The sequence below is a fragment of the Oleidesulfovibrio sp. genome (assembly GCF_047973035.1).
In the GTDB taxonomy this organism is placed as follows: domain Bacteria; phylum Desulfobacterota; class Desulfovibrionia; order Desulfovibrionales; family Desulfovibrionaceae; genus Oleidesulfovibrio.
This window is the reverse complement of record NZ_JBKEBF010000012.1, coordinates 1-13,127: the sequence shown is the minus strand read 5'-3', so window position 1 is coordinate 13,127 and position 13,127 is coordinate 1. Positions and strand designations below refer to the sequence as shown.

Genomic DNA, 13,127 nt, shown 5'->3' with positions numbered 1-13,127 from the left:
CGTTAAAAGTTTGCCAGCCCGACAATGTCGGGCTTTTTCGTTCATAAAATCAGACCATTTTCTCAAGGAGTGGTCCTGATTGCTGGATGACGTGTTGTTACCTTGGCTGTTCAATTGACGCATGATCAGGTTGTTATATCGATAAGGGAAGGGGAACTCTGATGGATGTTGCCCTATTTTGTTTCATACCTGCCAGAAGCCAGCGGCTTCAGATGATACAAAAAAAGGCCTGCTCATTTGAGCAGGCCTTTTGTAATCAAGCTGGAAATAAAGGCTACAGAGTGCCTCTTTCTTCCTTTACGCTAAGAGCAACTTTCCACAGGATGGACACCACTAGGGCGCCCACTGCAAAGATACCCAGCGAGATAAGCAGTTCGGGAACGGTAGGTGCGTACACGGTTACCTTCTCGAACACGTTGGGAGTGAAACCGGCGATAATCAGGCCAAGACCCTTGTCGATCCAGCTTGCAGCCACCAGCAGCATCAGGGCGTAGGGAAGTACGTTCTGGTTGTCGCGGATATGCGGCGGAATCAGCAGAGCCAGAGACATGATAGCCATGATGGCACCGGCCCACATCCAGGGCGTAATCCAGTCTACATGGCCGTTATGACCTGCAAACATGTACGCGATGGGGTGAGCATGGCCGGGAATGCCACTGTAGAACGCGGTGAACACTTCCAGCAGGAAGAAGAACACGTTGATGCACATAGCGTACGTGATGATCTTCGTCAGGGTCTGCACGGCTTCTTTTGCCAGAGTCAGCTTGGTAAACTTCTGTACGGTGAACAGAAGCAACAGCAGAATGGCAGGGCCTGAGCAGAACGCGGATGCAAGGAAGCGCGCCCCCATGATAGCGGTCAGCCAGTAGTGGCGACCGGGGATACCGGCGTACAGGAACGCGGTAACAGTGTGAATGCTGAATGCCCAGATGATGGACAGGTAGATCAGCGGCTTCACCCAGGACGGAGGGTCAACGTCGTGACGTTCAGCTTCCAGAGTCACCCAACCGATAACAGCGTTCAGGATGAGGTAACCCACCAGAACGATCATGTCGTAGAACATGACAGAGTTAGGAGTGGGGTGCAGCAGTACGTTAAGTGCCCGCTGCGGCTGACCAAGGTCCGCCATAATGAACAGCATGCACATCAGCACTGCGCCGATAGCCATAAATTCACCGAAGATGATCATCTTCTTGAATTTTTTGTAGTGATGGAAGTACGCGGGCAGCACCAGCATAACAGCTGATGCGGCAACGCCGACCAGATACGTGAACTGGGCAATGTAGAAGCCCCAGGACACGTCACGGCTCATGCCGGTAATGGCAAGACCGTGCTTCATCTGGAAAGTGTACGTAAACAGACCAAGGCCGATGAGTGAACCGAGGAAGGCCAGCCAGATGTAATAACCCGGAGAGCCCTTGAGCGCTTTTTCGATCATGGCATCTCCCCTTACACGATGTAGTATACACTGGGCTGTGTGCCCAGAGAGGGTTTACGGCGGATGGTGAAGTTCTCAGCCAGTACCTGACGAACTTCAGACTCAGGATCATTCAGATCGCCAAAGTAGAGTGCTCCTTCAGCTGCTTCTACGCAGGCAGGCATCAGCCCTTCTGCAAGACGCTCAACGCAGAAGTTGCACTTTTCCACTACACCGCGCATGCGGGTGGGGAAGTCAGGGTTCGGTACGCCGTTCAGGAATTCTCTGGGGTTACCGTAGTTAAAGCTACGGGCACCGTAGGGGCAGCCTGCCATGCAGAAACGACAGCCGATGCAGCGGTGGTAATCCATTGCTACAATACCGTCCGCGCGTCTGTATGTAGCCGCAGTGGGGCATACACGCACGCAGGGCGGATTTTCGCAGTGGTTGCACAGCAGCAGGAAGTCGCGTTCTTTCACTTCCTCGGCAAGGTGATGGTTACCTTGCTCAGGGAAGGAGTACTCGAACTTTTCAGTCCACAGCCATTTGATTTCCTGATTGTTCGGAATGCTGGGTACGTTGTGCTGCTTGTGGCAGACACTGATCAGCTTCTGAAAGTCTTCAGGGGTCTCAAACTTGCGGGTATCAATAACCATGGCCCAGTGTCCGGCGTGGAGACCGTGCTCGGTGGGGCTGTAGGGCTCTTTTTTAGGAGCGGCCAAAGCCTCTGCAACACCAATCGCGGAACCAGCGCCAAGACCGATGGCCGAAAGGCCTGCAATCTTGAGGAATCTTCTTCTATCGAACATTACTGGTTCCCCCTGGGGGCTACGTGACAATCCCAGCAGTAGGGATCAACACTGTTGGTAACGTGGCACTTATCGCAGAATTCGGCTTTGTTGGTGTGGCATTCCATACAGGTCTTCTGCAGGCTTGCTTCCCATACTTTGCCGTTAGATGCGGTGTAAGTGCGCTTACCTTCACGAAGCGCCTTATCGCGCCATGTATCGAGCAGGTTCATGTGCTCAGTGCGCATGTAATCAACAGGCTCGATGCACTCTTTCTGGTCTGTGGGCAGAGCCAGTTCGGGGCGCGAGTAGTCGGCGGAAACCAGATTTACCCAAAAGGGAAAGGTTACCAGACCTACAAAGATGAGCAGTCCGGGGATGATGTACTTGCTGTTATACATGATTATTCATCCTCCATGCCCGGCAGATCTTCCTGCCTGAGGTCAACGGTACGCTCTTTTTCACCCTTCATTACCAGTGCGTTAGCTACCAGTTCGTGCGTACCGTAAATGGAAACGCCAGGTGCCCAGTAATCGGCAAGAGGAATAAGGGTTGCGCGGTCAATGGCGCAAATGCAGGCCATCGTGTTAACGTCATGCTTGTCCTGCACGTAGCGCAGGGCGTTGCCACGGGGCAGGGCGCCGCGCATACGCAGTTCCATGATTTCGTCAGTGTTCAGACCGGAGCCGGCACCGCAGCAGAAAGTCTGCTCGCGGGTGGTGCCTTCGGGCATCTCGAAGTAGTTATTACATACTGCCTTGAGAACTTCTCTGGGCTCTTCAAAGAGGCCCATGGCACGTGCAGGGTTGCACGAGTCGTGGAAGGTCACGCGCAGATGATCGTTACGGCTGGGGTCAAGGCGCAGTTTGTTGTGTTTGATCAGGTCGGCCGTGAATTCGGCAATGTGCACCATTTTGGTGTCTGCTGCGTTGTTGAACACTGTACCGGTGATGGGGCTGACCGGAGTCTCCATGCAGGAGGGAGTCGGGCCGTTCATTGTACCCATGTACTGGTTGACTACACGCCACATGTGACCGCACTCACCACCCAGAATCCACTTGGAACCGAGACGCTCTGCTTCTGCGTACATCTTGGCGTTGATCTTCTTCATCATGTCAGAAGAAGTAAACAGACCAAAGTTGCCGCCTTCAGATGCGTAGGTGGACAAGGTGTAGTCCAGACCGATTTCATGGAACAGCATCAGGTAGCCCATGAAGGTGTAGATACCCGGATCGGCGAACGCATCGCCGGAAGGGGTAATGAACAGCACTTCGTGGCCGGGTTCGTTGAAGGGGGGATCAATGCGGATACCGGTGATATCTTCGATATCGTCGCAAAGGAATTCAACGATTTCCTTGAATGCATGGGGCTGGATACCAAGGTGGTTACCGGTACGGTTACAGTTGGAAACCGGCTCCATGATCCAGTTGATACCAAGACCGAGTTCGTGCAGAAGCTCACGCGCCATCATGGTGATTTCTGCGGTATCAATGCCGTAGGGGCAGTATACCGAGCAGCGGCGGCATTCAGTGCACTGGTAGAAGTAGTAGAACCACTCCTTGATCACGTCTTTGTCGAGCTTGCGTGCACCGGCCAGTTTGCCGAGGATTTTACCGGCAGTGGTAAAGTCCTTACGGTAAACAGAGCGGAGCAGCTCTGCACGAAGCACAGGCATGTTTTTTGGATCGCCGGAACCGATAAAGAAGTGACACTTATCGGCGCAAGCGCCGCAACGCACACAGATATCCATGAACACCTTGAAAGAGCGGTACTTATCAAGGCGCTCCTGCATGGCATTGTAGATGATCTCTTCCCAGTTTTCCGGCAGGCCCCAGTCCTCATCGGCGGGGCTCCAGGTGTGAGGGTTGGGCATTCCCAGCCCTGCCATAATCTCTTGCTTTGCAGGGTAACAGAAGCTGCCGTCGACAAACTCCGGCTTGCTGTCCATCCATGAACCTGCAGGCATGCTGTAGTCAATTTTGACTAATTCTTCAGGGGTTGGCACCTTAGGCATGGCTACTCCTTACTCCTTGGAAGCTTCTTCAGGGTTCTTCTCGAGACGGAGGCCCGCTTCGAACATGGGTTCCCTGAACTCGTCCTCGTACTCTTCATAAGTGCGGTACTTTTTGGGCGGGTTCCAAGGGTTGACATGACGTACTTCACGGCTGTTGTTGGGCAAGTTCCTGGTGGGACTCAGGAATACGCCACCCATGTGCATCAGTTTGCTGAAGGGGAAGTACATAAGCAGCACGCTGAGCAGGAAGATGTGTACGTAGAACATTGCGCCGATGCCTTCGGGGACAACGGGGTTCAATGTTACAAGACCCATGGTGAGTACCTTAACAGAAGCGATGTCGACCTTTGTGAAGTACCGCATGCAGATGCCAGTGCCTACCAGACCGAGGAGGAGGAACAGAGCAAAAAAGTCGCTGGGAAGCGAAATGTAGCGGACTTTGTCGTTAAACAGTCGACGACCAAGCAGGAACAGCAGCGCAGCCATTACTATGACGTCAGTCATGAAAAGACGCGGAACGCCAACCTGCATCATTCCGTCAACCATTTCCAGAGCACCGATGACAAAGGGCACCGGCTCAAGGAAGAAACGGAAGTGGCGGATGAAAATGGTCAGGAAACAGTAGTGGAAAAGAATGGCAAACAGCCACAACCACTTGGAGGAGTTGTAGACCACACGGGGGCCTTTCTCCAGAGAGACCGAAGTGTTTCTGAACAGAGATCTGAACGTCAACACTTCAAGGATCATACGGCCCCACACTCCTGCGTTGCTGGAGGGGTTATCCAGGGGGCTGGGTTTGATCCAGGGTAAAGATTTCTGCTGTCCACTCGTTGTCGGGATGCGGAACGGAACAGGCGACTTAGCCCAATCCATAATTCTGTAGACGAATCCCGCCATGAACACGAGCACTGCGGCAAGTGGGATAATCACCCCGAATAATTGTTGAAGACCGGAAGTGGCCCCCAACCAGGCGATACACCCGAGCGCAATGACCGCCAAGAGTGAAATAATCATTCCGTTACCTCGCTGCTAGGCTATCGGTTGTTATATGTCCGGTTCCCCTGCCGGCGTATCCAATATACGTTCAGCTCTGCGAATGAGCTGTGCGTAGCGACGCTTATACTCTTCGGCACGCATCATGTGCAGTTTTTCGCGGCAATGAGCAAAAATACCGAAAGAGATGAGAACCATAGTGTCGATCTGACTTTCAAAAGCAAGAAGCTGGGGGTAGAGATTGTTCTCTTCAACCTGCTTTTTTAAAGATTCGCGCACGATGGATTTCAAAAAGTAGATTACGGCTACTGCCTGTTCAGGAGTGAACTTCTGAATGGCCCGAACACGGATGATGTCATCCAGATACGGGGCGGCAGCTTCAGGGTCTATTCCGTCAGCGGTAAGCATGTCGAACAGGGCTGCAGTTGCTTTTTCCGTTCTATCGCCGACAGGATTATGGAACTGGTCTTTTTGACTGCGCAAAAAACCGACCGTATCTATTGGATAGGTCTGGTGTATTTGAGCTGTCCACTTGTCGATCAGTAACTCTCTGTGTTCTATGAGAATATCATTTAATGTCATTTGCTTGTGCCCGATATGTTCCGTTTGGCTCTTGGGTTTAACGGCGCAAACCCTATAAAGGGTTTTGCCGCGCTTGTCCAAGCAATTTCAAAAGTATGAGAGTGATACTTCTGTATTGCGGACGAGTCTGAAACGGCACATAGAGATAATGATTTTTTTCACATAGTAGGAATTGGTCTAAAGGTCAATGAAACAAGACAGTTTTGAGCGCTTGATCAGTTGCCGTCCTTTAGAGGTTGGGCATCGAAAAGTTGCTCCAGCAGGGGCTCTTCAGGATAGTTGTTGTAAGTTGGGATGGTTGGTGTTTGTTGTTCTTCGTTGCAATCTGTTACAGATTCGTCGCTGCAGCCTGCAAATTGTCCGCCTTGGATAATCGTATCTGTTATGTTGGAACTGCCGGATGTAAGGTTTTGTGGCTTACCGGACGTAATTAGTGCAGGAATTTTTGTAACTCCCATGCGGGCAAGTCGTGCTTTGTTTTGCAACGTTTTCCATTTCAGGAGAGCCTGCTCTGTGAGGCTCAATTTGGTATCGAGGTTTACCGCCGTGTTGATGCTGGTGCGAAAAGCGCCATAGACTGTACTTCCAGATGCAAGTTCTTTCTGCATCGTATGTAGTCGGATAAGGTCGGAGTCGGCTTCTGCTATGGGGTAAAAAGCGACATCTTGCGGATTGTGCTGGCTGATAGCAAACATAGTTTCTTTGCAGGCAGGACAGCTGGGAGAAAAATACACCTGCAGGCTGGCTTCAGGTTGACCACTGATAGACCAGCCCCCATTCATTTCGCTGATGGCGGAAAACAAATTCGGGGAAAATAAAGTAAGCCACAATAGGGCGAGTGATGTGCGGCCCCATAATGGACAAGAGGTGGATGCTGAGAGATTCCAGTATTGCCAGAGAATGACAGCTGCTACGATCAGGCAGGGCAGGCATGGTACCGTGAAAGTCATTATGCCTAAAAGCAACAGGTCGCCAAGCAACATCATTAACGATAACAGGCGCGCTAAGGCAACGCGTCCGATAATGCAAAGAGCAGCTGTGCTCGCAAAGGCGGCGGCTCCGATCCACCATGGCGAGATACCTGCTATGGTGATGTCACGGAACAAGTCGCAGCCGCTTGTTATGCATAGCGCCTCTGCCTGAAATAACCCGCCATACAGGGAAAGACCAAGTCCTAAGAGCGCGATCAGTGTGCCGCTCAAGTGGGCTCTGCGTCTGGTTTCGAACATGAATCCTCCATATTGTTCATGGCAATGCCGTTGGCACTGTACTTCGCGTTCGGTGAAGGGTAAAGACCCGTTATGAACAACTTTGATGAAAAAATTCTTGCATCTGTCTTGCAGTCATACTCTGTCAGGCGCAGCCCGAGGGCAAAACGGGTTTCAATGAAGTTGAGAGGGAGCGGGCTGGAAGTTGTTCTGCCGTCTGGTGTTCCGGAAGAGTATGCTGCGGTCTTTGTGCAGCAGAATTTAAGCTGGATAGCCAAAGCGGTTTCCAGAGTGGGTGAGCAAATAGCCCACTGTAGCACCCAGCCTCTTTTTCCTTCTGTTATCCAGCTCCAAGGCGTCGGCCTAACATATAATCTTGAGTTTCAGGAAACAGAGAAAAGTCCTTCGCTGGCAGTGAATGGCTCCCTTCTGTTGCTTGCCGGAAATTCCAGTCGGCCAGAGGCGCTTACGGGTCTTTTACTTTCGTGGTTACGCAAGCTTGGGCACAAATATCTGGCTCCGTGGTGCCGGAATCTGGCGGAAGCAAACCATGTACCTCTTCAGGCTGTCCGTATCGCTACTCCCCAAAAAAGGTGGGGAAGTTGCAATGTGCAGGGCACAATTATGCTTAATGCCCGTCTTTTGCTTTTACCATCCCGCCTGTGTGAAACCGTGATGTATCACGAGCTTGCGCATATTACCCACTTGAATCATTCCCCGAAATTCTGGGGGCATCTGCAAGGGCTTTGTCCAGACGCTTTGATCAGAGAGGGCGAATTGAAAGATGCCTACAGATACCTGCCTGGCTGGGCCTGTATGTCCTGAGCCTGTGCCGTAAGCAGGGCGCCTTTCAGATCTGTTATATTAACGATAAAAAAAGGGGAGACGCACAGCGTCTCCCCTTCGAATCTCAGTATTGCTGCCTGGAGCCAGATTACATCTGGGAACCGGAAGCAGCGCGCTGCATTTTAACTTCAACCTTTTCGGTAAGGCCTTCGTAGTAGGCGCGCAGGATTTCAAGAACTTCGTCACGACCGAAGTGATCAGGTACTTCAGCGCCTTCGGACAGAGCCTTACGCAGCTTGGTGCCGGAAAGCAGTACGCGATCTTCTTTGGCGTGGGGGCAGGTACGCAGAGATGCCATGCCGTCGCACTTGAAGCAGTAGAAGGTCCAGTCAATCTTCAAGGGAGTGCAAACCAGAGCCTTGCCGGGCTCGGGGCAAGCTTCCTGAGCGTAAGGAATCTTGTCGAAGATGGTCTGGGCTTCAAACATACCGTAGAAGTCGCCTACACCAGCGTGGTCACGACCGATGATCATGCGGCTGATGCCGTAGTTCTGACGGAAGGTAGCGTGCAGCAGACCTTCACGGGGACCGGCGTAACGCATGTCAAGAGGGTAGCCAGCCTGAATTACGTTTTCCTTCACGAAGTACTTTTCAACCAGAGTGTCGATGCACTTTACGCGAACTTCGGCAGGAATGTCGCCGGGCTTCAGGGAGCCTACGAGGGAGTGGATAACCACGCCGTCACATACTTCAACAGCGATCTTTGCGAGGAATTCGTGCGAACGGTGCATGGGGTTACGCAGCTGCAGTGCAGCAACGTTAGCCCAGCCGCGCTCTTCAAGTTCTGCACGCAGGTCTGCAGGACGCTTGTAAACGCCGGCAAACTTAGTGGGGAAGTCGCCTTCGGAAAGAACCTTAACGGGACCGGCAATGTTGAACTCTTTCTGAGCCATTACCATCTTCACGCCGGGGTGATCTTCTTCTGCGATGTCCCAGAACTTTTCGGAGTCAGGGCCTTCACCCTTGAACACCAGTTCGCATTCCCATTTCTTGTCAGCAGCGGTCATTTCGTAGAGCTCTTCTACTTTCATGGTAGCGAAAACTTCGCCACCGCGAACGAGAGCGATTTCTTCGCCTTCCTTCATGGAAGCAGCTTCTTCTTTGGAAACGTCCAGGGTAACGGGAACGGGCCAGAAGGTGCCGTCAGCGAGGGTCATCTTTTCGCAAACGCTCTTCCAGTCAGCCTTGGTCATGAAGCCGCTCAGCGGGGAGAAACCGCCGGTGCCCATCATGATCAGGTCGCCCTTTGCGCGGGAGCTGATTTCAATCTGCTTGAGGCCAGCGGCCTTTTTCAGTTCAGCTTCCTTTTCAGCTCCTTCGAGCAGGCAGCAGACAAGGCCTTTACCGCCATGAGGGGGGACCAGTTTGGACATAGCTTCCATCCTCCGAAAATTATAGTTTTTTTCAAAAAGTGGTACGTATCCGGTAGGCGGGTACGTGCCAGAAATTTCCATGCGTAAGAGTGACTATCTTGTTTGCTGAGTCACTATCGTGAGCACGTGACAACGTCTTGTGAAATTTTTAGCAAAATGTCAAGCGACAAAAGTGAGAATAAAAAAATGATGGGAAAAAAGGCGGATAAAAGGTGAGAGCTATGACTGCTCTTGATGTTTTTATTCTTCGTTTTATATAGGTATGGTAAAAGTTGACGAAAAATATACAACACGTTGCGCGGCGAGGATGCCTATTGCACAAGATGTGATAATTGTAACAAAGTGCCAGTGGTTGATTATTTTGGGGCATAGTTGCAAAAAAGGTTGTGCCCCGATTCTTTTTGGCGTATGTGCTCATGTTCAAGTTTGCTTGCAGGGTGAATAACGATTGAGAAAGCAAGGCTGCTGGGCTTTTCAGTCGAAGTCCCCAAGCGAAAGCGCAGGCAATACATTTATATGTAAGCTTCATTGGGTGATCGAAGCTGCATTGAATTGGAAGTCCGCTGTTGACATAGCGTCAGCAGTGGCGTATTGCCGTGCGTCTTTAGCGAATGACATCGATCCATTTCCACGGAGGAAACTGATGCCCACTATCAACCAGCTCATCAGAAAAGAGCGTAAGAAGGTTGTGAAGCGGAAGAAAACTCCCGCGCTTCAGGCTTGCCCGCAGCGCCGTGGGGTTTGCACCCGCGTGTATACCACTACGCCTAAGAAGCCTAACTCGGCTTTGCGTAAAGTCGCCCGTGTGCGCCTGACCAATGCTATTGAAGTGACCGCCTACATTCCTGGTGAAGGTCACAACCTGCAGGAGCACTCTGTTGTTATGATCCGCGGCGGTCGTGTAAAAGACTTGCCCGGTGTACGTTACCATATTGTTCGTGGTACTCTGGATACTGCTGGTGTGCAGGATCGCCGCCAGGGTCGTTCCAAGTACGGCGCTAAGCGTCCGAAGTAGCGAAGGGAGTTTTTCATGCCTCGTAAAGGACCTATCCCCAGACGTGAAGTTCTGCCCGATCCGGTTTACAACAGCCGGCTCGCTGCCCGTTTCATCAACCGTATGATGGTTGACGGTAAAAAGGGCGCTGCAGAAAAGATTTTTTATAAATCTCTTGAAGTGCTGAAAGAGAAAACCGGCGAAGATGCGATCAAGGCTTTTGAGAAGGCTGTTGATAACGTAAAGCCCTTCGTTGAGGTTAAGTCTCGCCGTGTTGGTGGTGCTACCTATCAGGTGCCCATTGAAGTGCGTTCTGACCGTCAGGTTTCTCTGGCTATCCGCTGGCTCATCAACTATGCCCGCTCTCGTGGAGAGAAGGGTATGGTAGGTCGTCTTTCCGGCGAACTGCTTGATGCTTTCAACAACCGCGGCGGTGCCGTGAAGAAGAAGGACGACACCCATCGTATGGCTGAAGCTAACAAGGCTTTTGCTCATTTCCGTTGGTAACGTCTGGAGATTACTCACGTGTCCAGAAAAGTAGCCATTCCGAATCAGCGTAACATTGGTATCATGGCCCACATTGATGCGGGTAAAACCACGACTACCGAACGTATTCTTTTTTATACCGGTGTTTCTCACAAAATTGGTGAGACTCACGAAGGTCAAGCCACCATGGACTGGATGGAGCAGGAGCAGGAGCGTGGTATTACCATTACCTCTGCTGCTACCACCTGCTTCTGGCAGGATTGTCGTATCAACATCATCGACACTCCCGGTCACGTGGACTTTACCATCGAAGTAGAACGCTCTTTGCGCGTTCTCGACGGTGCTGTAGCTGTTTTTGACGCGGTTGCCGGTGTTGAGCCTCAGTCTGAAACCGTTTGGCGTCAGGCTGACCGGTACAAGGTTCCGCGTATCTGCTTCGTTAACAAGATGGACCGCATGGGAGCCAACTTCTCCCGTTGCGTGGATATGATCCGCGACCGTCTGAAGGCAAAGCCCCTTGCTCTCCAGATTCCCATTGGTGCCGAAGATGAGTTCGAAGGTATTGTTGACCTGGTAACCGGCAAAGCCGTTGTTTTTGACAAGGCTTCCAAGGGCGCTGAGTTCAACGTTACCGATGTTCCTGCTCACCTTCAGGATCAGTTTGAAACCATGCGTCTCGAACTGATTGAAGCCATTGCGGAAGAAGACGAAGTCTTGATGGAAAAGTACCTTGGCGGCGAAGAGCTGACCAATGACGAAATCAAGAGCGCAATCCGTAAGGCCACCATCAGCAGAACTGCTGTGCCGGTTCTTTGTGGTTCCGCTTTCCGTAACATGGGTGTTCAGCCCCTTCTTGACGCAGTAGTTGATTACCTGCCTTCTCCGGTTGATATCGAGCAGATGGTTGGTAGCAACCCTGATAACGAAGAAGAGAAGATTGTCTGCCCCTGCAAAGACGAAGAGCCTTTGGCAGCGCTGGTATTCAAGCTTGCATCCGACCCCTACATTGGTCACCTCAGCTTCATCCGCGTGTATTCCGGTTTCATTGAAGCAGGTATGACCATTTATAACGCAACCACCGGCAAGAAAGAACGTATCGGCCGTCTCTTGAAGATGCACGCTAACAAGCGTGAAGAAATCAAGTGGGCTGGCGCTGGCGACATCGTTGCTGCTGTTGGTATGAAGATGGTTGCCACCGGCGATACCATCTGCGACATGGGGCGCCCTGTTGTTCTTGAGTCCCTTGACATCCCCGAGCCTGTTATCGAGGTTGCCATTGAGCCCAAGACCAAGGCTGACCGTGACGCTCTGTCCGCAGCTCTTGCCAAACTGGCGAAAGAAGACCCGTCTTTCCGCGTTAAGGGTGATGACGAAACCAACCAGACTCTGATTGCTGGTATGGGTGAACTTCACCTCGACATTATCGTTGACCGCCTTACCCGTGAGTTCAGCGTTAATGCTAACGTTGGTAAGCCTCAGGTTGCTTACCGTGAAACCATCAGCAAAGACGCTAAGGTTGACCATAAGTACGCCAAGCAGTCTGGTGGTCGCGGTCAGTACGGTCATGTTGTTATCGAAGTTCAGCCTAACCCCGAGAAGGGCTACGAGTTCGAAAACAAGATCACCGGCGGTGTTATTCCCAAGGAATACATCCCCGCAGTCGACAAAGGTATTCAGGACGCTCTGAAGAGCGGTGTTCTGGCCGGATTCCCCATGGTAGATGTAAAAGTCGCCCTGGTGTTCGGTTCCTACCACGACGTTGACTCCTCCGAACAGGCATTCTACGTTGCTGGGTCTATGGCAATCAAAGAAGCTGCCCGTAAGGCTGCTGCTGTGTTGCTTGAGCCTGTCATGGACGTTGAAGTTGTTACTCCCGAGGAATACCTCGGTGACGTAATGGGTGACCTTAATGGCCGCCGCGGTAAGATCCAGAGCATGGACTCCCGCGCAGGCGCACAGGTTGTCCGTTGTCACGTGCCCCTGAGCGAAATGTTCGGTTATGCAACCGACCTGCGTTCGCGTACTCAGGGTCGTGCAAACTTCACCATGCAGTTCGACCACTATGAGCGCGTTCCTGCAAACATTGCAGAAGAGCTCACCAAGAGCAAAAGCGAATAGCTTGTAGCTAGATAATAAAGCGCCCCGTTTTTCGGGGCGCTTTTTTTGTATGCAGAACCCCCCCCGCTAGGCGGGGGGTTCCGTAAAGCTTAAAGCTATAGAGATATTAGTAAAACTCCTTTTGATTTGCTAACTAATCCCTGCGGTCTGGCAACTGCAGGTGGCAAATCAAAAGGAGGCCACAATGGGTGACACTAAGAGTTTAGCCCACACAAAATGGAACTGCAAATACCACGTAGTGTTTGCGCCAAAGTATCGGCGGCAAGTTTTTTACGGAGAGAAGAAGCGCGCAGTGGGTGAGATATTGCG

General features: G+C 51.7%; 13 protein-coding genes. 5 read left to right on the top strand and 8 right to left on the bottom strand.

Features of this window, described 5'->3' with window-relative positions; translation table 11 throughout:
- Nucleotides 1-274 precede the first annotated feature (274 nt).
- The 7 genes from dsrP to ACK5LI_RS03160 form a co-directional block, all read right to left on the bottom strand.
- Nucleotides 275-1,438 (bottom strand): sulfate reduction electron transfer complex DsrMKJOP subunit DsrP, encoded by a 1,164-nt coding sequence (gene dsrP, locus ACK5LI_RS03190; protein ID WP_416946190.1) that lies wholly within the window; start codon nt 1,436-1,438, stop codon nt 275-277.
- A gap of 11 nt (nt 1,439-1,449) precedes the next feature.
- The gene (gene dsrO, locus ACK5LI_RS03185) at nt 1,450-2,226 is read right to left on the bottom strand and encodes a sulfate reduction electron transfer complex DsrMKJOP subunit DsrO (RefSeq protein WP_416946189.1); all 777 of its coding nucleotides are present in this window, start codon (nt 2,224-2,226) and stop codon (nt 1,450-1,452) included.
- Complete coding sequence (dsrJ, locus tag ACK5LI_RS03180; protein ID WP_416946188.1) at nt 2,226-2,606, bottom strand: sulfate reduction electron transfer complex DsrMKJOP subunit DsrJ; 381 nt, start codon at nt 2,604-2,606, stop codon at nt 2,226-2,228. Before dsrJ ends, dsrO begins: the two co-directional genes overlap by 1 nt.
- Before the next feature lie 2 nt (nt 2,607-2,608).
- A complete protein-coding gene (gene dsrK, locus ACK5LI_RS03175; RefSeq protein ID WP_416946187.1) occupies nt 2,609-4,219 on the bottom strand; it encodes a sulfate reduction electron transfer complex DsrMKJOP subunit DsrK in 1,611 nt (536 codons plus the stop codon).
- A 9-nt stretch (nt 4,220-4,228) separates the two neighbouring features.
- Entirely contained in the window at nt 4,229-5,233 is a 1,005-nt protein-coding gene (gene dsrM / locus ACK5LI_RS03170; protein ID WP_416946186.1) for a sulfate reduction electron transfer complex DsrMKJOP subunit DsrM, read from the bottom strand.
- Nucleotides 5,234-5,263: 30 nt separating this feature from the next.
- The gene (locus tag ACK5LI_RS03165; protein WP_416946185.1) at nt 5,264-5,794 is read right to left on the bottom strand and encodes an RsbRD N-terminal domain-containing protein; all 531 of its coding nucleotides are present in this window, start codon (nt 5,792-5,794) and stop codon (nt 5,264-5,266) included.
- A gap of 215 nt (nt 5,795-6,009) precedes the next feature.
- Complete coding sequence (locus ACK5LI_RS03160; protein ID WP_416946184.1) at nt 6,010-6,996, bottom strand: hypothetical protein; 987 nt, start codon at nt 6,994-6,996, stop codon at nt 6,010-6,012.
- Nucleotides 6,997-7,179: 183 nt separating this feature from the next.
- On the opposite strand from ACK5LI_RS03160, the gene ACK5LI_RS03155 reads away from it, so the two are divergent.
- Nucleotides 7,180-7,827, top strand: coding sequence for a M48 family metallopeptidase (locus ACK5LI_RS03155; protein WP_416946183.1), 648 nt, complete (start codon nt 7,180-7,182; stop codon nt 7,825-7,827).
- Between the two features lie 109 nt (nt 7,828-7,936).
- Here ACK5LI_RS03155 and sat read toward each other — a convergent pair whose 3' ends face one another.
- Entirely contained in the window at nt 7,937-9,220 is a 1,284-nt protein-coding gene (sat, locus tag ACK5LI_RS03150) for a sulfate adenylyltransferase (RefSeq protein ID WP_416946182.1), read from the bottom strand.
- A gap of 643 nt (nt 9,221-9,863) precedes the next feature.
- Here sat and rpsL point away from each other — a divergent pair.
- From rpsL to ACK5LI_RS03130, 4 genes are all read left to right on the top strand, one after another.
- Entirely contained in the window at nt 9,864-10,235 is a 372-nt protein-coding gene (gene rpsL / locus ACK5LI_RS03145; protein WP_416946181.1) for a 30S ribosomal protein S12, read from the top strand.
- A 15-nt stretch (nt 10,236-10,250) separates the two neighbouring features.
- Nucleotides 10,251-10,721, top strand: coding sequence for a 30S ribosomal protein S7 (gene rpsG / locus ACK5LI_RS03140; protein ID WP_416946179.1), 471 nt, complete (start codon nt 10,251-10,253; stop codon nt 10,719-10,721).
- 18 nt (nt 10,722-10,739) lie between these two features.
- On the top strand, nt 10,740-12,818 hold the full coding sequence (fusA, locus tag ACK5LI_RS03135) for an elongation factor G (protein WP_416946178.1): 2,079 nt from the start codon (nt 10,740-10,742) through the stop codon (nt 12,816-12,818).
- 184 nt (nt 12,819-13,002) lie between these two features.
- Nucleotides 13,003-13,127: transposase (locus ACK5LI_RS03130; RefSeq protein ID WP_416946413.1), on the top strand; the 125-nt coding region annotated here is incomplete at its 3' end.

Excerpts from the sequence above, each read along its gene's own strand:
- dsrM (WP_416946186.1), bottom strand. The coding sequence starts at position 5,233 with ATGATTATTTCACTCTTGGCGGTCATTGCGCTCGGGTGTATCGCCTGG.
- ACK5LI_RS03155 (WP_416946183.1), top strand. The coding sequence starts at position 7,180 with ATGAAGTTGAGAGGGAGCGGGCTGGAAGTTGTTCTGCCGTCTGGTGTT.
- dsrJ (WP_416946188.1), bottom strand. The coding sequence starts at position 2,606 with ATGTATAACAGCAAGTACATCATCCCCGGACTGCTCATCTTTGTAGGT.
- rpsL (WP_416946181.1), top strand. The coding sequence starts at position 9,864 with ATGCCCACTATCAACCAGCTCATCAGAAAAGAGCGTAAGAAGGTTGTG.
- rpsG (WP_416946179.1), top strand. The coding sequence starts at position 10,251 with ATGCCTCGTAAAGGACCTATCCCCAGACGTGAAGTTCTGCCCGATCCG.
- dsrO (WP_416946189.1), bottom strand. The coding sequence starts at position 2,226 with ATGTTCGATAGAAGAAGATTCCTCAAGATTGCAGGCCTTTCGGCCATC.
- dsrK (WP_416946187.1), bottom strand. The coding sequence starts at position 4,219 with ATGCCTAAGGTGCCAACCCCTGAAGAATTAGTCAAAATTGACTACAGC.
- ACK5LI_RS03165 (WP_416946185.1), bottom strand. The coding sequence starts at position 5,794 with ATGACATTAAATGATATTCTCATAGAACACAGAGAGTTACTGATCGAC.
- sat (WP_416946182.1), bottom strand. The coding sequence starts at position 9,220 with ATGTCCAAACTGGTCCCCCCTCATGGCGGTAAAGGCCTTGTCTGCTGC.
- dsrP (WP_416946190.1), bottom strand. The coding sequence starts at position 1,438 with ATGATCGAAAAAGCGCTCAAGGGCTCTCCGGGTTATTACATCTGGCTG.